The organism is Streptomyces sp. CB01580 (assembly GCF_001905795.1).
In the GTDB taxonomy this organism is placed as follows: Bacteria; Actinomycetota; Actinomycetes; order Streptomycetales; family Streptomycetaceae; genus Streptomyces.
The window spans coordinates 53761-72304 of record NZ_LIXJ01000009.1 but is presented as its reverse complement, the minus strand read 5'-3'; the positions used below and the strand labels follow the sequence as shown (position 1 = coordinate 72304).

Genomic DNA, 18544 nt, shown 5'->3' with positions numbered 1-18544 from the left:
TTCATCACCCGAGGCCGCTGCCGACGCCCGCCCCCGCCTTCACGCGGTCGTCCTCCGCCTGCGGCAGCGGCCGTTCGGCGTCCGTCTCCGTGTGCCGTTCGGCGTCGGAGTCCTTGGGGGCCAGGTGCGTCCGGCCCTTCCGGTACCAGCGCGGCGTGAGCGAGCCCAGCCGGCGGGCGAGGGCGGTCTCGTAACGGGGCTGGAGCAGCAGGACGAGCCCCAGCGCGCAGACGCATGTGACGCCGTACAGGATCCACGACTTGGCGCCCCGGGCGGAGAACGCCACGATTCCGAACGAGAACAGCGCCGACCAGAAGTACATCAGCAGCACGGCCCGCCGGTGCGAGTGGCCGAGCTGGAGCAGCCGGTGGTGGAGGTGGCCCTTGTCGGCGGCGAACGGCGACTTCCCGTTCCATGTGCGCCGGACGACCGCGAGCACGAGGTCGGCGATGGGCAGCGCGATCACGGACAGCGGCAGCAGCAGCGGAATGTAGACCGGCACCATCGCGGCCGACCCGGCCGTGCCGTCGACCGACTGGTTGAGGAGGCTCGGGTCGACCTCGCCCGTGACCGAGACCGCGCACCCCGCGATCAGCAGTCCGAGCAGCATGGAGCCCGAGTCGCCCATGAAGATGCGCGCCGGGTGCGAGTTGTGGACCAGGAACCCGAGGCACATGCCCGCGAGGATCGCGGAGATCAGGGTGGTGGAGGCGGCCGACTCGATGCCGTAGCCGTACCAGAGCCGGTACGCGTACAGGAAGAACGCCGTCGCCGCGATGCCGACCGTGCCGGCGGACAGCCCGTCGAGTCCGTCGACGAAGTTGACCGCGTTGATGGTGACCAGGATCAGCCCCACGGTCAGCAGCGTGCCCTGCCAGTCGGCGAGGTAGAACCCGTCGGTGCCCGGCACCGGGAGCCAGAGGATCGTCAGACCCTGGAACACCATCACCCCGGCGGCGAGCACCTGCCCGCCGAGCTTGACCAGCGAGTCCAGCTCCCACTTGTCGTCCAGGACGCCCAGCAGCCAGATGATCGTGGCACCGGACAGCAGCGCCCGGGGCGTCGAGCTCTGGGTGAAGATCTCCTCCATGTACGGCAGATGGGAGCCCACCAGATAACCGGTCAGCAGCCCGCCGAACATGGCGATCCCACCGAGGCGCGGAGTGGGCTCGCGGTGGACGTCGCGCGCCCGGATCTCCGGCATCGCGCCGATCGCGATGGCGAACTTCCGCACCGGGCCGGTCAGAAGATGGGTCACCGCCGCCGTGATGAACAGCATGAGCAAGTAGTCCCGCACGGGCGGCCTCACATCCCGGCCACGTCGGGCCGATTCCTGAACAGCTTCTTCCGGTTCCGCTTCTCCGGGGCTGCTGCTCAGGGTTGGGACGGGCCGATCGGCGAGTCCGATGCGTGGCGGCACTGGATCCTGGCTCCTGGCTCCGGATCCCGGTCGAGGCCCCTCGCTGCGCCCCGCCGAGCCTAACCCATGCGTATTCCGGAAGCGCGGGGTGCCGGGCGGGGATGGCCGGATGCCGAGCCTCCGCGGGCGGCGGCCGGACGGCCGGTGCGGGCGAGCCGGCGGGTTCGCCGGGTCCGGTGGGGCGGTCGGTTCCGACGGGCGGCGACGCGCGGTGACCGTGTTGTCGTCGTACGTACGCAGGGCGCAACCCTGCCCCTGTGTGCAGGTGTCCGTCACGTGCGAGAGCCCCTGCCCGGAGGGGAAAGGGGCAAGGGCTCTCGCATGTGACGGCGCGGCGTACTAACGGACGAAGTGGTCGAACTCGCCCGCCTTGACGCCCTGGACGAGCGCGGCGAACTCGTTGCGGCTCGTCCGGGTGACCACGCGCGGGTCGTCGCTCTCGCGCAACAGGATCTCCCCGGCGTGCCGTGCGACCTCGACGCACTGCTCTCCGCCGCCGCCGGAGAACGACGACTTCTGCCAGCTGATCTGAGTGTCCATGGCGCGGATTATCACAGGTCGCGAGCGAGGTGGTGAATGAAGCTGCGCGACTCCTCGGGGTCGAGACCGGCCTGCTCCGCGAAGTCGAGCTGCACGCGATACCGGTTCAGATCGGCCACGGCGTCCAGCTGGCCCCCGCCGAACGGGGCATCGATGTGGACGGTGTCCAGCTGAGGTGTCACGCCGCCCGCGTACAGCACGGTCTGCGTCGCCTCGACGAACTGCTCGCTGGCGAACGGGATCACACGCAGGGTCACCGCCGGCCGGTCCGCCGCCTCCAGGAGGCGTTCCAACTGGGCGCGCGCCACCTTGCGGCCGCCTATCCGCATGCGCAGTCCGGCCTCGTGGATGACGACGTCGAACTTCGGCGGCGCCTCGCGGTCGAGCACGGTCTGTCTGCGCATCCGGTGCTCTACCCGCGCCTCGACCTCGTCCTCGGGCAGCTTGGGAAGGACACCCCCGAAGAGCGCCCGCGCGTACTCCGGGGTCTGGAGCAGCCCGGGTGCCATCACGGGCTGGAGGCAGCGCATGTAACGGGCGTGATGCTCCAGTTCCGCGATGTTCAGGAAGCCGGGCGCCAGCACGCCGCGGTACTCGTCCCACCAGAACTGTCCCCGGTGCTCGCGCGCGATGGCGCACAGCGCGTCGATCAACGCGGAGTCGTCGCACGAGTAGAAGCTCGCCAGGCGGCGGATCCGTTCCTCGCTCACGCCGATGCGGCCCGCCTCGATATGGCTGATCTTCGCCTGGTCGGTGGAGATCAGCCCGGCGGCCTCGCGCGCGGTCATGCCGGCCTGCTCGCGCAGCTTTCTCAACTCGCGGCCCAGGCGCACCTGTCGTGCGGTGGGATTGTCCCTCGGTGGCATGTCACCTTCCTCTGATCGCGCACAGTCTCGCGCGGTGCGGACGGTCCGGTCCACCCGGTCGTTGTGAGGCGCTGACGGCAATCCTGCTCCGAGGGACTCATGTGTCTCAGGGGTCTCGCGTCGATGCCGCCCGGCAGCCGTCGTGGTGCGAAGTCCGTGCTCTTTCAGGAGAGTTGGAGGAGCGAGCGGTCAGGACCACCACTGCGGAAGGGTGAGCAGCAGGCCCAGTCCGGCCATCAGGGCGGCCATGGCGAGATTGACGGTCCGGTTCTCCCAGAGCACGGCCACGAACTCGCGGATGGTGGCGCTCGGCCAGAAGTACCGGGCGGTGGGGGAGCCCAGCACCTGTCCGCGCACTCCCTCCCGGCGGGCGGTCATCGCGGCGCGGAACGCGTGAAAGTTGTTGGTGACCACCACACAGGTGTAGTCCGGCTTCTCCGCCTCCATGATCACGCGGCTGAAACGGAGGTTCTCCTCCGTGTCGCGGGAGCGCTCCTCGGTGAGCACGTGGGCCGCGGGCGCGCCGTTCCCCACCAGCCATCCGGCCATGGCCGTGGCCTCCGGCATCTTCTCGTCCGGTCCCTGGCCGCCGGACGTGAGCAGCCGGGGCGCCCGTCCGCCGCGTGCCACCTGCCGATCGTGGATCCGCAGCCCCTCGCGCAGGCGCGAGGCCAGCAACGGGGAGACCCGCTCACCGCCGAGCAGCCCCGACCCCAGCATCACCACGAAATCCACGTCCCCGCGCACGACGATCCGGCCGTAGAGGAAGGCATAGCCGAGAAAGCAGACGAAGAGGAAGGAGACGTAGGCGCACAGCATGAGCAGGATCGCCAGAACGAGTGAAGCGAGGGCCGAGGGATTGCGGCCCAGGACGGTCAGCACGAAGTACAGGGCGATGATCGCCAGCCCGGTCAGCAGAGAGAGGAGGTTGGCGGGGCTGCGCCCTTCCTTGCGCACCATCGTCAGGCCGTTCGCGATCAGGAACGCCGACAGGACGAGGCTGGCGAACGCGGGAAGGACGAGGTACAGCACCAGCAGCGCCCCGGCGTGCTCCGGCCGGCTCAGCAGCAGACCGGCCCCGGCGCTGATGACGGTCAGCCCCAGGAGCACGGCATTGCGGAACATTCTGCGGTCCTGGCGCACACTGATCGCAAAGGCGGAGAGAAACACCAGAGCGGGGGCGAAGCTGAGCATGTCGCTGATCATAGGCATTTCCGCCCTGCCGGGATCGGGGTCGCGGGCGGGGTCCCGATCCCGGCACAGGACGCCGCCCCGGCTCGAAGGCGGCTCGGGCGGACCCGGGCGCCGACGGTGCGCCGGGCCTCGACGTAGGAGGCGGCGGACGGCGGCGGAGCCGGTCGCGCTCAGGGCGTGAGGCCCTCGCCCCCTGCATGTGCCGTGAGAGCCCGGGCGCCGTCACGGTGGACACCCGCCTGGGCGGGTACCGTGCGGGACCATTGCACGTCGACGGCTCCCGGCATGTTCTTCTCCCGTACGAGGAACAGCCCTGACAGCACCATCAGTACCCAGAGCACCGGCCCCAGCGGGTTTCCGGGGGACATGAACCCCTGAGCCGCGAGCCCGAGGAGCCCGCAGGAGGAAAGCACGGCCGCAAGAACGACCCTGCGCAGACTCGTACGCGGCGTCCTGCCGGACCTGCGGCGGATCTCGAACCGGCCGAAGAGTCCGGTGAAGCATCCCAGGAAGATCCCCGCGACGCCGACCCACACCGGAGCCACGGCGAACCACATCGGGCTGCCGGGTGTCGGTGATGCGAAGCCGAGCCCGACGACCCAGATTCCCGCGGTGACCACGAGCGCTGGCATGTGCCAGAGATACAGGGTCATGAAGCGGGCCCCGCACCACCGCAGGACGGTGACGGCGAACGGCCGTTCAGCGAGTCGCGTCATCACGGGCTTGAGCGTCAGCCACAGTCCGAGCTGGCCGATCGTCAGCGACAGCATCACCGCGGTCGGAGGGCTCATGTTGGAGACGGGGGCGCCGGGCATTCCGATCATGGACGCCGGGTAGGGCCCAAGGAGAACAGCGGTCGCGGTGAGTCCGAAGCCGACGACGGCCAGACCCGACGATTTCCAATCGGTCCACGTGCGCAGGCCGCCGTCGGCATAGTGGAAGCCGAATTGATGGGCCGCCAGCCAGACGAACAAGGCATTCAAATAGCCGATCGCAGGGCTGACCTCGAAGCGCAATACGTCGACGGTCAGGGAACAGACGGCGAGAATTCCGATCACGCGCCATCCATACCGGTGATACAGCTTGAACATGACCGGAGTGGCTGCGATGACAAGCAGGTAGACGGCGAGGAACCAGAGCAGCTGACCGGCGATCTTGCCGGCTATCAGCACCGGTTGAGCAGGCACACCTTCGCTTATTAGCACATGGGGCAACAGCAGCCATACGGCGGCCAAGGGGACGACCGGCGCCAGGAGGCGGGCGATCCTGCTCCGGAGCCAGTCGCGCACCGAGTCCACGGCTCGGAACGAGAAGAAATTGGCGGCTCCGCCGGCGAAGAACACCATGGGCATGACCTGCGTCAGCCAGGTGAGGGTCCACCATCCAGGACTGGCGAGGGCATTCCCTGTGCTCAAATGCCCATTCTCATAGGAAAGGACCGGCATCAGCCAGTGCTGGGAAATGACAGCAAGCACGCACAGCGCTCGGATGATGTCTATGAACGAGTCGCGACCGTGACTTGATGAATGAGCTCGCGTCGGCTGCATTCAATTATTGTGTGATCAGCGGCGGATACACACAGTAAAGAGGGCACCCGAATCCTTCCGGGGGTCAGCACCGGGTGCCGTGGTGGGGTCTTCCCCACCGACGCCTGCCCACCCGTGGCGCCCAGGGCGGTCACGGCCGGGCCGGGGGCGGGGGAGGGGCCGGCCCGCTCATGGCGAAGGGCCGTCGCCCCCGGGCAAGGAGGGGAGCGACGGCCCTTCGCGCGTATCGCGCTTGTGAATCAGAGAACGCGGACCGCGCCGGACGGCGGGTCGTACGAAAGGGAGCGCTGCACCACGCCGGTGCTGGAGTTCTGCGCGCCGACGAACTCGCCGCCGCCCACGTACACCGCGACGTGGTACGCGCTGCCCGCGCCGCCCCAGTACAGGATGTCGCCCGGCTGAAGGTTGCTCAGGGAGACCTGGGTGCCGGCGGTGGACTGGGCCTGCGAGATGCGCGGCAGGTCGACGCCCACCGTGCGGAACGCGGCCTGGACGAGGCCGGAGCAGTCCCACGAGTTGGGGCCGGTGCCACCGGACACGTACGCGTCGCCGACCTGGGCCTTCACGAAGGAGACGACGGACGCGGCGGAACCGGTCGCGCTCGACGAGGAAGAGGAAGAGGAAGAGGAGGACGAGGTGGCGACGGCCGTGCTCGCGGGGGAACCGCCGGTGGGCGCGCTGAGCGTCGTACGGGCCTGGGTGCGCGAGGCGCGCAGTGCGGCCTCGGCCTTCGCCTTGGCGGCGGCTTCCGCCTTCTTCTTGGCCTCGGCCTTGCGGACCGCCTCGGCCTTGGCCTTCTTGGCGGCCTTCGCGGCGGAGGCCGCGGCCTCGTCCTGCTGGGCCTGCGTCCGAAGGTCCTGGGCGACCTGCTCGGTCGCCTGGGCGGAGGCGGCGACGGCGGTGGAGAGGCCGTCGGTGATGGTGGGCATCTCGATCGTCCGGGCCACCGGCTCGGCCTGGGCCGGACCGGCCGCGCCCGCGACCGCGATGGTGCTGAGGACGCCACCGGCAACTCCGGCGCGCAGCGCCGTCTTCGGTGCGCTGCGGCGGGGCTTCCGGTGGCTGGGTATGTGAGCGGTGTGGGACATGAGTACTAGCGCTATCAGGGCGTCGGGGCTCCCATCAAGAAACGTGTGTTGCGACACAGTTACGTTCGGAATCTCTGAATCCGCTTTCCGGTGAGCCTTATTGACGCCGTAACGGGCAAATCGGGCGCACCCGATCACCGCTGTGATCACGGACTTTCGCCAATTCGTCCGAAATGCCCGCCACTTACCATCCACTCGTACTGTTGGCCAAGCCCGCTTTCCTTGGGGTGATGGGCGAGTGGTGCAGGTCACATCCTGATCTCCGCGTGCGGGGTGTGCGCGATCCATGTGGGCGATCCGTGCGGGTGGCCGCGCGGACGGTCGTGCGAACCACCCGCGCGGCGGGGCGGTGCGGAGGGGTGTGCGGAGGCTTCGGGGTGCCGCCGGTCGAGGGGTGTGCGGGTGGTCCGTGGGTGCGGTCGCGCGGGATCTCCCGCGAGCACTCCGTCGACTCACGGGCATCGTGCGTCCCGCGTCCGGAAGATCGTGAATGCGTGCACACGTCCACTTCGCTCCACACGGCCCCCCTCGCGCGGGTGAGTCCGGAGTGGGATGGATGCCCATATCATGCATCGCTGTCCATTGCCAATTTGCGTGCAGAGGCGTTCCATTGTTAAAGGAACAACGCTTTGACCAGCGATGACAGCACCAGATGTCACATCTCGTAACGGCACTGCCGCTTTGAGTGAAAAGATCGCCCCTCATCCGGCTTCATGATCGTTCGCCTGGTGGTGGAGATCACAAACTCCGTCTACTGCCCCGTGTCGCAGATCACAGGACGGCGGGCATAAGATGCGGGGCAGTCGGGCTTGTGAACTGCCTCACATGTGCACGATCTTGATGGGGTGGCGAGCCGGAAACGCCCGATGCGGTCCAACGGTCAAGGACGACTGGAAGGAGCGAGGAGCGTGAATGCCTACGCGCCCATCCTCGTGCTCGGCGCCCTCGGGGCAGGGTTTGCGATCTTCTCCGTGGTCATGGCCACGCTTATCGGCCCCAGGCGATACAACCGGGCGAAGCTCGAAGCGTACGAGTGCGGGATCGAACCCACCCCCACTCCGGCCGGCGGCGGCCGCTTCCCCATCAAGTACTACCTGACGGCGATGCTCTTCATCGTCTTCGACATCGAGATCGTCTTCCTCTATCCCTGGGCGGTCACCTTCGACGCGCTGGGGATCTTCGGGCTCGTGGAGATGCTGCTCTTCGTGCTCACCGTCTTCGTCGCCTATGCGTACGTATGGCGTCGCGGCGGCCTGGAATGGGACTGAGGGGCTGAGGGGCACACCATGGGACTCGAAGAGAAGCTGCCCAGCGGCTTCATGCTGACCACCGTCGAACAGGCCGCGGGATGGGTGCGGAAGTCCTCCGTCTTCCCCGCCACGTTCGGTCTCGCCTGCTGCGCCATCGAGATGATGACGACCGGCGCGGGGCGTTACGACCTGGCCCGTTTCGGGATGGAGGTCTTCCGCGGATCTCCGCGCCAGGCGGATCTGATGATCGTGGCGGGACGGGTCAGCCAGAAGATGGCGCCCGTCCTGCGGCAGGTCTACGACCAGATGCCCAACCCCAAGTGGGTGATCTCCATGGGGGTTTGCGCCTCATCGGGCGGAATGTTCAATAACTACGCCATTGTTCAGGGCGTTGATCATATTGTGCCGGTTGACATCTATTTGCCCGGTTGCCCGCCGCGGCCCGAGATGCTGGTGGACGCGATCCTCAAGCTCCACCAGAAGATCCAGAACACCAAGCTCGGGGTCAACGCGGAGGAGGCCGCCCGCGAGGCGGAGGACGCGGCGCTCAAGGCCCTTCCCCTGATCGAGATGAAGGGGCTGCTGCGATGAGCGAGAACCACGGCCACGAGCGCGGCGGCGCGGACGGCCTGCCCGCACCTCGCGACGAGAGCGGCGAGGTCATCGGCGTACGCAGGGGCATGTTCGGCGCGAACAACGGCGGCGACACCTCCGGCTACGGCGGCCTCGTCCGCACCGTGGCGCTGCCCGGCGCCTCGTCCCGCCCCTACGGCGGCTGGTTCGACGAGGTGGCCGACGAACTCGAAGGGGCCCTGGAGGAGCAGGACCTGCTGCCCGCCAACGCCATCGAGAAGACCGTCGTCGACCGCGGCGAACTCACCTTCCACATCGCCCGCGAACACCTCGTCCGGGTGGCCCGCACGCTGCGCGACGACCCGGCGCTCCGCTTCGAGCTGTGCACCGGCGTGAGCGGCGTCCACTTCCTCGGCGACAAGGGCCGCGAGCTGCACGCCGTCTACCACCTGCGCTCGATCACCCACGGCCGGCTGATCCGCCTGGAGGTGTCGGCCCCGGACAGCGACCCGCACATCCCGTCGCTCGTCGCGGTCTACCCGACCAACGACTGGCACGAGCGCGAGACGTACGACTTCTTCGGGCTCGTCTTCGACGGGCACCCCGCCCTCACCCGGATCATGATGCCGGACGACTGGCAGGGCTTCCCGCAGCGCAAGGACTACCCGCTCGGCGGCATCGCCGTCGAGTACAAGGGCGCCCAGATCCCGGCTCCGGACCAGCGGAGGTCGTACTCCTGATGTCTACTCCCCACGCAACGCCTCCCGGGACGCCCCTGTCGGACTCCCGTGCCACGACCGAGGGGACCGTGTACACGGTCACCGGCGGCGACTGGGACGAGATCGCCGAGTCGGCGGTCAAGTCCGACGACGAACGCATCATCGTCAACATGGGCCCCCAGCACCCGTCCACGCACGGGGTGCTGCGGCTGATCCTGGAGATCGACGGCGAGACCGTCACCGAGGCCCGCTGCGGCATCGGCTACCTCCACACCGGCATCGAGAAGAACCTCGAATTCCGGAGCTGGACCCAGGGCACCACGTTCGTGACGCGCATGGACTACCTGACGCCGTTCTTCAACGAGGCGGCGTACTGCCTCGGCGTCGAGAAGCTCCTCGGCATCGAGGACCAGATCCCCGACCGGGCCACCGTCCTGCGCGTGCTGCTGATGGAGCTCAACCGGATCTCCTCGCACCTGGTGTGCATCGCCACCGGCGGCATGGAGCTCGGCGCCACCACGATCATGATCTACGGGTTCCGCGACCGCGAGCTCGTCCTCGACCTCTTCGAGCTGATCACCGGCCTGCGCATGAACCACGCGTTCATCCGGCCCGGCGGACTCGCCCAGGACCTGCCGCCCGGGGCGATCGACCAGCTCCGCGAGTTCGTGAAGACCATGAAGAGGAACCTGCCGGAGTACGACAAGCTCGCCACCGGCAACCCCATCTTCAAGGCCCGCATGCAGGACGTCGGCTACCTCGACCTGACCGGCTGCATGGCACTCGGCGCCACCGGCCCGATCCTGCGCTCCGCCGGACTCCCGCACGACCTGCGCAGGACGGACCCGTACTGCGGATACGAGACGTACGAGTTCGACGTCCCCACCGCCGACAGCTGCGACGCCTACGGCCGCTTCCTCATCCGCCTGGAGGAGATGCGTCAGTCGCTGCGGATCGTCGAGCAGTGCATCGACCGGCTCGAACCCGGACCGGTCATGGTCGCCGACAAGAAGATCGCCTGGCCCGCACAGCTCGCGCTCGGCCCCGACGGGCTCGGCAACTCGCTCGACCACATCAAGAAGATCATGGGCACCTCCATGGAGGCCCTGATCCACCACTTCAAGCTGGTGACCGAGGGCTTCCGCGTCCCCGCCGGTCAGACGTACACCGCCGTCGAATCACCCAAGGGCGAACTCGGCGTGCACGTCGTATCGGACGGCGGCACCCGCCCCTACAGGGTCCACTTCCGCGACCCGTCCTTCACCAACCTCCAGGCCATGGCGGCGATGTGCGAGGGCGGCCAGGTCGCCGACGTCATCGTCGCCGTCGCGTCCATCGACCCCGTGATGGGAGGCGTCGACCGGTGACCGAAGCACGCCAGGAAGTCAGTCTGGGGATGCCGCAGCTCCCCGCACCCGCCTACCCGGACGAGGTGCGCGCCAGGCTCGAGGCGGACGCGAAGGAGGTGATCGCCCGCTACCCCGGCAGCCGGTCCGCACTGCTGCCGCTGCTGCACCTCGTGCAGTCGGAGGAGGGCCACGTCTCCCGCACCGGCATGGCGTTCTGCGCCGAGATGCTCGGCCTGACCACCGCCGAGGTCACCGCCGTCGCCACCTTCTACACCATGTACCGGCGCGGGCCGAGCGGCGACTACCAGGTCGGCGTCTGCACCAACACCCTGTGCGCGGTGATGGGCGGCGACGCGATCTTCGAGCGGCTGGGGGAGCACCTCGGCGTCGGCAACGGCGAGACCACCGAGGACGGCAAGATCACCCTCGAACACATCGAGTGCAACGCCGCCTGCGACTTCGCCCCCGTGGTGATGGTCAACTGGGAGTTCTTCGACAACCAGACGCCCGAGAGCGCGACCCGCCTGGTCGACGACCTCATCGCCGGACGCGGTGCAGAACCCACCCGGGGCGCGCCCCTGTGCACGTACAAGGAGACCGCCCGGATCCTGGCCGGCTTCCCCGACGAGCGCCCCGGCGCCGTCGAGGCGTCCGGCGGCGCCGGGCCCGCCTCGCTCGCCGGGCTCCGGCTCGCCCGGGGCGAGGAACCGCACCCGCGCGTCGTCGCCCCCCGCGGCGAGAGCCCGCGCGGTGACCAGCCGCACGACCCGTCGCCGTCCGAGCACCTCGGTTCCCAGGACGCACCGCAGCCGACCTCGGCCTCCGATCCGGACCACCCGGCAGGCCCCACGGCCGAGGAGGGAGCGTGATGACGTTGGCCACCCAGCTCAGCGACAACGGCAGCGGCGGCGGGGGAGACCCCGAGAAGCTGCTCGCCCCCGTCCTCTCCGCCTTCTGGGACGAACCGCGCTCCTGGACCCTGGAGACCTACCGGCGCCACGGCGGCTACGAAGGGCTGCGCAAGGCCCTCGCCATGCCCCCGGACGACCTCATCGCGTACGTGAAGGAATCCGGGCTGCGCGGGCGCGGCGGGGCCGGTTTCCCCACCGGCATGAAGTGGCAGTTCATCCCGCAGGGCGACGGCAAACCGCACTACCTCGTCGTCAACGCCGACGAGTCGGAACCCGGCACCTGCAAGGACATCCCGCTCCTCTTCGCCAACCCGCACGCCCTCATCGAGGGCATCGTGATCGCCTGCTACGCGATCCGTTCCGCGCACGCCTTCATCTACCTGCGCGGTGAGGTCGTCCCCGTACTGCGGCGGTTGCACGAGGCCGTGCGCGAGGCGTACGCGGCGGGATACCTCGGCAAGGACGCCCTCGGCCCCGGGCTCGACCTGGAACTCACCGTCCACGCGGGCGCGGGCGCGTACATCTGCGGCGAGGAGACCGCCCTGCTCGACTCGCTCGAAGGACGGCGCGGCCAGCCCCGGCTGCGACCCCCCTTCCCCGCGGTCGCCGGTCTGTACGCCTGCCCCACCGTGGTGAACAACGTCGAGTCCATCGCCTCGGTTCCCGCGATCCTGAACAACGGCAAGGACTGGTTCACGGCCATGGGGACCGAGAAGTCCCCGGGCTTCACGCTGTACTCGCTCAGCGGACACGTCGCGAGCCCCGGCCAGTACGAGGCTCCGCTCGGCATCACGCTGCGCCAGCTGCTCGACATGAGCGGCGGCATGCGTCCCGGGCACCGGCTGAAGTTCTGGACCCCCGGCGGGTCCTCCACCCCGATGTTCACCGACGAACACCTCGACGTACCGCTCGACTACGAGGGCGTCGGCGCCGCCGGGTCCATGCTCGGCACCAAGGCGCTCCAGTGCTTCGACGAGACGACCTGCGTGGTGCGGGCCGTCACCCGCTGGACCGAGTTCTACGCCCACGAGTCCTGCGGCAAGTGCACGCCCTGCCGCGAAGGGACGTACTGGCTCGTCCAGTTGCTCCGCGACATCGAAGCGGGCAAGGGCCGGGCGGACGACCTCGACAAGCTGAACGACATCGCCGACAACATCAACGGCAAGTCCTTCTGCGCCCTCGGCGACGGCGCCGCCTCGCCGATCTTCTCCTCGCTGAAGTACTTCCGCGAGGAGTACGAGCAGCACATCACGGGCAGGGGCTGCCCCTTCGATCCCGCCAGGTCGACCGCCTGGGCCGACGACAAGACCGCTCACCAGGGGGTGAACGCATGACCGTCACCACGAGCGCGCCCACCGGGGGCGGCGAGGCGGCCGTCCCGCCCGAGGACCTCGTCACACTGACGATCGACGGCATCGAGATCAGCGTGCCCAAGGGCACCCTGGTCATCCGCGCCGCCGAACTCCTCGGCATCGAGATCCCGCGCTTCTGCGACCACCCGCTCCTCGACCCGGCCGGCGCCTGCCGGCAGTGCATCGTCGAGGTCGAGGGCCAGCGCAAGCCGATGGCGTCCTGCACCATCACCTGCACCGACGGCATGGTGGTGCGCACCCAGCTCACCTCGCCCGTCGCGGAGAAGGCGCAGAAGGGTGTGATGGAGCTGCTGCTCATCAACCACCCGCTGGACTGCCCGGTCTGCGACAAGGGCGGCGAGTGCCCGCTGCAGAACCAGGCGATGTCGCACGGCGACGCCGAATCCCGCTTCGACGGGAAGAAGCGGACGTACGAGAAGCCCGTCCCGATCTCCACCCAGGTGCTGCTGGACCGTGAGCGGTGCGTGCTCTGCGCCCGCTGCACCCGGTTCTCCAACCAGGTGGCGGGCGACCCCATGATCGAGCTGATCGAACGTGGCGCGCTCCAGCAGGTCGGCACGGGGGAGGGCGACCCGTTCGAGTCGTACTTCTCCGGGAACACCATCCAGATCTGCCCGGTCGGGGCGCTGACCTCGGCCGCGTACCGGTTCCGTTCCCGCCCCTTCGACCTGGTGTCGTCGCCGTCGGTGTGCGAACACTGCGCGGGCGGCTGCGCCACCCGCACCGACCACCGGCGCGGCAAGGTCATGCGGCGGCTCGCCGCCGACGACCCCGAGGTCAACGAGGAGTGGATCTGCGACAAGGGCCGCTTCGCCTTCCGCTACGCGCAGCAGCGCGACCGGCTCACCACCCCGCTGGTGCGCAGCGCCGACGGGGTGCTGGAACCGGCGAGCTGGCCCGAGGCCCTGGCCGCCGCGGCCACCGGGCTCGCCGCCGCGCGCGGCCGGGCGGGCGTCCTGACCGGCGGCCGGCTGACCGTCGAGGACGCGTACGCGTACGGCAAGTTCGCCCGGGTCGTCCTCGACACCAATGACGTCGACTTCCGGGCCCGCGCGCACAGCGGCGAGGAGGCCGACTTCCTGGCCGCCCGCGTCGCCGGACGCGGCCGGGACCTGGAACCGGGAAGCACGGGCGTCACCTACGCCTCGCTGGAGAAGGCCCCGGCGGTGCTGCTCGTCGGCTTCGAGGCGGAGGAGGAGTCGCCCGGCGTCTTCCTGCGGCTGCGCAAGGCGATGCGCAAGCACGGCCTGCGCACCTGGGCCATCGCCTCGCACGCCACCCGCGGCCTCACGAAGGCGGGCGGCACGCTGCTGCCGGCCGCGCCCGGCACCGAGACCGAGTGGCTGGACGCCCTCGCGGGCGGCGTCGGGCTCGACGGCGACGGGGCCGCGGCGGCCGAGGCGCTGCGCGGCGACGGGGCCGTGATCGTGGTCGGCGAGCGGCTGGCCGCCGTGCCGGGCGGGCTGACCGCCGCGGTGCGGGCCGCGACGGCGACCGGGGCGAAGCTGGTGTGGATCCCGCGCCGGGCCGGTGAGCGCGGCGCGATCGAGGCGGGCCTGCTGCCGTCGCTGCTGCCCGGCGGGCGCCCCGCGACCGACCCGCGCGCCCGGGACGAGGTGGCGGCCGTGTGGGGCGTCGCCGAACTGCCCTCCGGCTTCGGCCGCGACACCGGCCAGATCCTTCAGGCCGCGGCCACCGGCGAGCTGGGCGCGCTGCTCGTCGCCGGGGTCGAGCCGGCCGATCTGCCGGACCCGGCGCGGGCCCTGGAGGCCCTGGACGGGGTCGGCTTCCTGGTCTCGCTGGAGCTGCGGCCGAGCGAGGTCACCGAGCGGGCCGACGTGGTCCTGCCGGTCGCCGCGGTCGCCGAGAAGGCCGGGACCTTCCTCAACTGGGAGGGCAGGGCCCGGCCGTTCGAGGCGGCGCTGAAGCCCGAGCAGATGACGCGGACGCTCCCGCCGACCGACGCCCGGGTGCTGCACATGCTGGCCGACGCGATGGGCGCCCCGCTCGCGCTGCCGGACCTGAGGTCCGTACGCCGCGAGCTGGACCGGCTCGGCGGCTGGAGCGGTGCGCACGCCGAGGACCCGGACGAGCCGACCCGGCCGCTGCCCCGGCCCGGCGACGGCGAGGCGGTCCTGGCGGGCCACCGGATGCTGCTCGACCTGGGCCGACTCCAGGAGGGCGACGACGCGCTGGCCGGCACCCGGCACGCCTCGGTCGCCCGGCTCTCCGCCGCCACCGCAGCCGAGACGGGTGTCGAGGACGGCGACCTGCTGGCCGTGAGTGGCCCGGCGGGCCGCGTCGAACTCCCGTTGAAGATCACCGACATGCCGGACCGGGTGGTCTGGGTGCCGCTGAACTCCGTAGGGCGGGGCGTCCCGGCCGACACCGGCGCCCGGCCCGGCGGCCTGGTCCGGATCGGCCCCGCCGCACCGGGCACCGACGACACCACACCGGAGGTGGGGGCGTGACTGCCTTCGCTCAACTGGCCGCGGCACCGCACGAACCGGTGCTCGCCGCCGAGAACCTGTCGATGTTCGGCACCGACCCATGGTGGCTGGTCGTCGTCAAGGCGGTGTTCTGCTTCGCGTTCCTGATGGTGACCGTGCTGTTCTCCATCGTGTGGGAGCGCAAGGTCGTCGCCTGGATGCAACTGCGCATCGGCCCCAACCGGAACGGGCCCTGGGGCATGCTCCAGTCGCTCGCCGACGGCGTGAAGCTGATGCTGAAGGAAGACGTCGTCGTCAAGCGCGCCGACAAGATCGTGTACGTGCTCGCGCCGATCGTCGCCGCCATCCCGGCGTTCATGGCGATCGCCGTGATCCCCTTCGGCCCGCCCGGCAACGAGGTCTCGATCTTCGGGCAGCGCACGGCGATGCAGCTCACCGACCTGCCGATCGCGATGCTCTACATCCTCGCGGTCGCCTCGGTCGGGATCTACGGCATCGTGCTGGCGGGCTGGTCCTCCGGTTCGACGTACCCGCTCCTCGGCGGGCTGCGTTCCTGCGCCCAGATGATCAGTTACGAGATCGCGATGGGCGCCGCGTTCGCCTCGGTCTTCCTCTACTCCGGGTCGATGTCGACCTCGAAGATCGTGGAGGCGCAGCAGGATCGCTGGTTCATCCTGCTGCTGCCGGTGTCGTTCCTCGTCTACATCGTCACGATGGTCGGCGAGACCAACCGGGCGCCGTTCGACATGCCGGAGTCCGAGGGCGACCTGGTCGGCGGGTTCAACACCGAGTACTCGTCGATCAAGTTCGCGATGTTCATGCTCGCCGAGTACGTGAACATGGTGACCGTCTCCGCGGTCTCCACCACCCTGTTCCTCGGCGGCTGGCGGGCCCCGTGGCCCATCAGCACCTTCTGGGAGGGCGCGAACCACGGCTGGTGGCCGATGCTCTGGTTCGTCCTCAAGGTCCAGCTGCTGCTGTTCTTCTTCATCTGGCTGCGCGGCACGCTGCCCCGGGTCCGCTACGACCAGCTGATGAAGCTCGGCTGGAAGGTCCTGATCCCGGTGTCCGTGGTCTGGCTGATGCTGGTCGCCACCGTGCGGGCACTGCGCAACGACGGCTACGACTTCACGCGGATCGTGCTGTACGTGGCCGGGGCCGTGATCGCGGTCCTGCTGCTCTCCTTCGTCGCGGACGTCTTCCGCGACAAGAAGGGCCGGGCCGAGGCGGCGAAGGCCGGGCCGGAGCCCGAGTTCGACCCGATGGCGGGCGGATTCCCGGTGCCGCCGCTGCCCGGACAGACCCTGCCGCCGGTGCCGCGCCGCAGGCCGCGGGGCGAACGGCAGCTCGTTGTCAGTGGTGGATCGGATACTGAGAGTGACGGAGATTCGAGTGACGGAAAGGAGGCTGACGGTGTCTGAGTCGAAGGAGCCCTCGGGGGAGAAGTTCCAGAACCCCGTCGCCGGCTTCGGCGTGACCTTCAAGGCCATGTTCAAGAAGCGGCTGACGGAGCAGTATCCGGAGACACGGAAGGTGACGGCGCCGCGCTTCCACGGCCGGCATCAGCTCAACCGTCACCCGGACGGCCTGGAGAAGTGCATCGGCTGCGAGCTGTGCGCCTGGGCCTGCCCGGCGGACGCCATCTACGTGGAGGGCGCGGACAACACGGACGAGGAGCGCTACTCCCCGGGCGAGCGATACGGCCGCGTCTACCAGATCAACTACGCGCGCTGCATCCTGTGCGGGCTGTGCATCGAGGCGTGCCCGACCCGGGCGCTCACGATGACCAACGAGTTCGAGCTCGCCAACACCTCCCGCGCGAGCCTCATCTACACCAAGGACGAACTGCTCGCAGGCCTGGAGGAGGGCATGGTCGACACCCCGCACGCGATCTACCCGGGGATGGACGAGCAGGACTACTACCGGGGCCTGGTCACCGAGGCCGCGCCCGGCACGGTGCGTCAGGCCGCCGTCTCCAAGGGCGAGAAGCCCATCGACGAGGCGTCCGGGACGAGCGACGGCCGTGGGAACGACGGCTCGGCGCGGGAGGTGGACGCATGATGCTCCTGGCCGCGGCGGCCTCGCAGACCTCGACCGGTGAGGCCGTCCAGTTCTGGCTGCTGGGCATCGTCGCCGTGATCGGCGCGCTGTCCACCGTACTGATGAAAAAAGCCGTGCACAGCGCGCTGAGCCTCGCCGGGACCATGATCGTCCTGGCGGTGTTCTATCTCGCCAACGGCGCCTACTTCCTCGGCATCGTCCAGATCGTCGTCTACACCGGCGCGATCATGATGCTGTTCCTCTTCGTCGTCATGCTCGTCGGTGTCACGGCCGCCGACTCGCTGAAGGAGACCATCAAGGGACAGCGCTGGCTGGCCGCGGCCTGCGGGATCGGCTTCGGCGTCCTGCTGATCGCGGGCATCGGCAACGCCTCGCTGAACAGCTTCAACGGGCTCGGCGCGGCCAACTCCGCACACGGCGGGAACGTCGAGGGGCTGGCCGCCCTCATCTTCACCAAGTACGTCTTCGCCTTCGAGATCACCGGCGCCCTGCTGATCACGGCGACGGTCGGCGCGATGGTGCTCACCCACCGGGAGCGCACCGAACGCGCCCGTACCCAGCGGGAGTTGTCCGAGGCCAGGGTGCGCGGCGGGGAGCAGTTGCCGCCGCTGCCCGCCCCCGGCGTCTACGCCCGGCACAACGCCGTGGACATCCCGGGTCTGCTCCCGGACGGCACCCCGGCCGAGCTCACCGTCATGCGGACCCTGCGCGAGCGCGGCCAGATCCGCGACGTGTCGGGCGAGTCCCTGGAACAGCTCAGGGCGCTGGAGCAGCGCTCCGAGGAGCGGCTCGGCCGCGGGGGCGAGGGGCGCGAGGACGAGGGCCGCGGCGGCGGGTCGCGCGGCCGGAACAACGACGGCAGCGACAACGAAACAGAGGAGGTCGCCAAGTGAATCCGGTCAACTACCTCTATCTCGCCGCCCTGTTGTTCACCATCGGCGCGGCCGGGGTGCTGATCCGGCGGAACGCGATCGTGCTGTTCATGTGCGTGGAGCTGATGCTCAACGCCTGCAACCTCGCGCTGGTGACCTTCTCCCGGATGCACGGCAACCTCGACGGCCAGATCATCGCGTTCTTCACGATGGTCGTCGCCGCCGCCGAGGTCGTGGTGGGGCTCGCGATCATCGTGTCGGTGTTCCGTTCCCGCCACTCGGCCTCGGTCGACGACGCCGGCCTGATGAAGCTGTAAGGGGACGTTGAATC

At 69.6% G+C, this 18544-nt stretch carries 17 protein-coding genes; 11 read left to right on the top strand and 6 right to left on the bottom strand.

What is annotated here, in order from left to right; translation table 11 throughout:
- Nucleotides 1-4: 4 nt before the first annotated feature.
- The 6 genes from AMK22_RS15595 to AMK22_RS15570 all read right to left on the bottom strand — a co-directional run bounded on the left by AMK22_RS15595 (nucleotide 5) and on the right by AMK22_RS15570 (nucleotide 6655).
- On the bottom strand, nucleotides 5-1297 hold the full coding sequence (locus AMK22_RS15595) for an MraY family glycosyltransferase (protein ID WP_242433987.1): 1293 nt from the start codon (nucleotides 1295-1297) through the stop codon (nucleotides 5-7).
- 462 nt (nucleotides 1298-1759) lie between these two features.
- On the bottom strand, nucleotides 1760-1960 hold the full coding sequence (locus tag AMK22_RS15590; RefSeq protein WP_073785451.1) for a DUF397 domain-containing protein: 201 nt from the start codon (nucleotides 1958-1960) through the stop codon (nucleotides 1760-1762).
- 11 nt (nucleotides 1961-1971) lie between these two features.
- A complete protein-coding gene (locus AMK22_RS15585; RefSeq protein ID WP_073785450.1) occupies nucleotides 1972-2826 on the bottom strand; it encodes a helix-turn-helix domain-containing protein in 855 nt (284 codons plus the stop codon).
- Between the two features lie 189 nt (nucleotides 2827-3015).
- Entirely contained in the window at nucleotides 3016-4020 is a 1005-nt protein-coding gene (locus AMK22_RS15580; protein ID WP_073785678.1) for a YdcF family protein, read from the bottom strand.
- 170 nt (nucleotides 4021-4190) lie between these two features.
- Nucleotides 4191-5567, bottom strand: a complete 1377-nt coding sequence (locus tag AMK22_RS15575; RefSeq protein ID WP_073785448.1) for an acyltransferase family protein — start codon at nucleotides 5565-5567, stop codon at nucleotides 4191-4193.
- 239 nt (nucleotides 5568-5806) lie between these two features.
- Nucleotides 5807-6655, bottom strand: a complete 849-nt coding sequence (locus AMK22_RS15570) for a C40 family peptidase (protein ID WP_073785446.1) — start codon at nucleotides 6653-6655, stop codon at nucleotides 5807-5809.
- Between the two features lie 908 nt (nucleotides 6656-7563).
- Here AMK22_RS15570 and AMK22_RS15565 point away from each other — a divergent pair.
- Genes AMK22_RS15565 through nuoK form a run of 11 tightly spaced genes read left to right on the top strand, consistent with a single transcriptional unit; the run spans nucleotide 7564 to nucleotide 18530 of the window.
- On the top strand, nucleotides 7564-7923 hold the full coding sequence (locus AMK22_RS15565; protein WP_031093067.1) for an NADH-quinone oxidoreductase subunit A: 360 nt from the start codon (nucleotides 7564-7566) through the stop codon (nucleotides 7921-7923).
- Nucleotides 7924-7941: 18 nt separating this feature from the next.
- Entirely contained in the window at nucleotides 7942-8496 is a 555-nt protein-coding gene (locus tag AMK22_RS15560; protein WP_073785444.1) for a NuoB/complex I 20 kDa subunit family protein, read from the top strand.
- The gene (locus tag AMK22_RS15555) at nucleotides 8493-9218 is read left to right on the top strand and encodes an NADH-quinone oxidoreductase subunit C (protein ID WP_073785442.1); all 726 of its coding nucleotides are present in this window, start codon (nucleotides 8493-8495) and stop codon (nucleotides 9216-9218) included. The genes AMK22_RS15560 and AMK22_RS15555 overlap by 4 nt, the downstream gene beginning before the upstream one ends.
- Nucleotides 9218-10564: an NADH-quinone oxidoreductase subunit D gene (locus AMK22_RS15550; protein ID WP_073785440.1), complete on the top strand. Its 1347-nt coding sequence runs from the start codon at nucleotides 9218-9220 to the stop codon at nucleotides 10562-10564. Before AMK22_RS15555 ends, AMK22_RS15550 begins: the two co-directional genes overlap by 1 nt.
- 29 nt (nucleotides 10565-10593) lie before the next feature.
- The gene (nuoE, locus tag AMK22_RS15545; RefSeq protein ID WP_073785438.1) at nucleotides 10594-11415 is read left to right on the top strand and encodes an NADH-quinone oxidoreductase subunit NuoE; all 822 of its coding nucleotides are present in this window, start codon (nucleotides 10594-10596) and stop codon (nucleotides 11413-11415) included.
- Nucleotides 11415-12791 (top strand): NADH-quinone oxidoreductase subunit NuoF, encoded by a 1377-nt coding sequence (gene nuoF, locus AMK22_RS15540; RefSeq protein ID WP_073785436.1) that lies wholly within the window; start codon nucleotides 11415-11417, stop codon nucleotides 12789-12791. The genes nuoE and nuoF overlap by 1 nt, the downstream gene beginning before the upstream one ends.
- Nucleotides 12788-15301 (top strand): NADH-quinone oxidoreductase subunit G, encoded by a 2514-nt coding sequence (locus AMK22_RS15535; RefSeq protein WP_073785434.1) that lies wholly within the window; start codon nucleotides 12788-12790, stop codon nucleotides 15299-15301. Before nuoF ends, AMK22_RS15535 begins: the two co-directional genes overlap by 4 nt.
- Nucleotides 15298-16701, top strand: coding sequence for an NADH-quinone oxidoreductase subunit NuoH (gene nuoH / locus AMK22_RS15530; protein WP_073785432.1), 1404 nt, complete (start codon nucleotides 15298-15300; stop codon nucleotides 16699-16701). The genes AMK22_RS15535 and nuoH overlap by 4 nt, the downstream gene beginning before the upstream one ends.
- Nucleotides 16694-17341 carry an NADH-quinone oxidoreductase subunit NuoI gene (nuoI, locus tag AMK22_RS15525; RefSeq protein ID WP_073785430.1) on the top strand — a complete coding sequence of 216 codons (648 nt, stop codon included), beginning with the start codon at nucleotides 16694-16696 and terminating at the stop codon, nucleotides 17339-17341. Before nuoH ends, nuoI begins: the two co-directional genes overlap by 8 nt.
- Nucleotides 17338-18234: an NADH-quinone oxidoreductase subunit J gene (locus tag AMK22_RS15520; RefSeq protein ID WP_073785428.1), complete on the top strand. Its 897-nt coding sequence runs from the start codon at nucleotides 17338-17340 to the stop codon at nucleotides 18232-18234. The genes nuoI and AMK22_RS15520 overlap by 4 nt, the downstream gene beginning before the upstream one ends.
- Complete coding sequence (nuoK, locus tag AMK22_RS15515) at nucleotides 18231-18530, top strand: NADH-quinone oxidoreductase subunit NuoK (RefSeq protein WP_073785426.1); 300 nt, start codon at nucleotides 18231-18233, stop codon at nucleotides 18528-18530. Before AMK22_RS15520 ends, nuoK begins: the two co-directional genes overlap by 4 nt.
- Nucleotides 18531-18544: the final 14 nt, after the last annotated feature.

Excerpts from the sequence above, each read along its gene's own strand:
- AMK22_RS15580 (WP_073785678.1), bottom strand. The coding sequence starts at position 4,020 with ATGCTCAGCTTCGCCCCCGCTCTGGTGTTTCTCTCCGCCTTTGCGATC.
- AMK22_RS15575 (WP_073785448.1), bottom strand. The coding sequence starts at position 5,567 with ATGCAGCCGACGCGAGCTCATTCATCAAGTCACGGTCGCGACTCGTTC.
- AMK22_RS15560 (WP_073785444.1), top strand. The coding sequence starts at position 7,942 with ATGGGACTCGAAGAGAAGCTGCCCAGCGGCTTCATGCTGACCACCGTC.
- nuoE (WP_073785438.1), top strand. The coding sequence starts at position 10,594 with ATGCCGCAGCTCCCCGCACCCGCCTACCCGGACGAGGTGCGCGCCAGG.
- nuoF (WP_073785436.1), top strand. The coding sequence starts at position 11,415 with ATGACGTTGGCCACCCAGCTCAGCGACAACGGCAGCGGCGGCGGGGGA.
- AMK22_RS15550 (WP_073785440.1), top strand. The coding sequence starts at position 9,218 with ATGTCTACTCCCCACGCAACGCCTCCCGGGACGCCCCTGTCGGACTCC.
- AMK22_RS15585 (WP_073785450.1), bottom strand. The coding sequence starts at position 2,826 with ATGCCACCGAGGGACAATCCCACCGCACGACAGGTGCGCCTGGGCCGC.
- AMK22_RS15555 (WP_073785442.1), top strand. The coding sequence starts at position 8,493 with ATGAGCGAGAACCACGGCCACGAGCGCGGCGGCGCGGACGGCCTGCCC.
- AMK22_RS15520 (WP_073785428.1), top strand. The coding sequence starts at position 17,338 with ATGATGCTCCTGGCCGCGGCGGCCTCGCAGACCTCGACCGGTGAGGCC.
- AMK22_RS15535 (WP_073785434.1), top strand. The coding sequence starts at position 12,788 with ATGACCGTCACCACGAGCGCGCCCACCGGGGGCGGCGAGGCGGCCGTC.
- AMK22_RS15590 (WP_073785451.1), bottom strand. The coding sequence starts at position 1,960 with ATGGACACTCAGATCAGCTGGCAGAAGTCGTCGTTCTCCGGCGGCGGC.
- AMK22_RS15570 (WP_073785446.1), bottom strand. The coding sequence starts at position 6,655 with ATGTCCCACACCGCTCACATACCCAGCCACCGGAAGCCCCGCCGCAGC.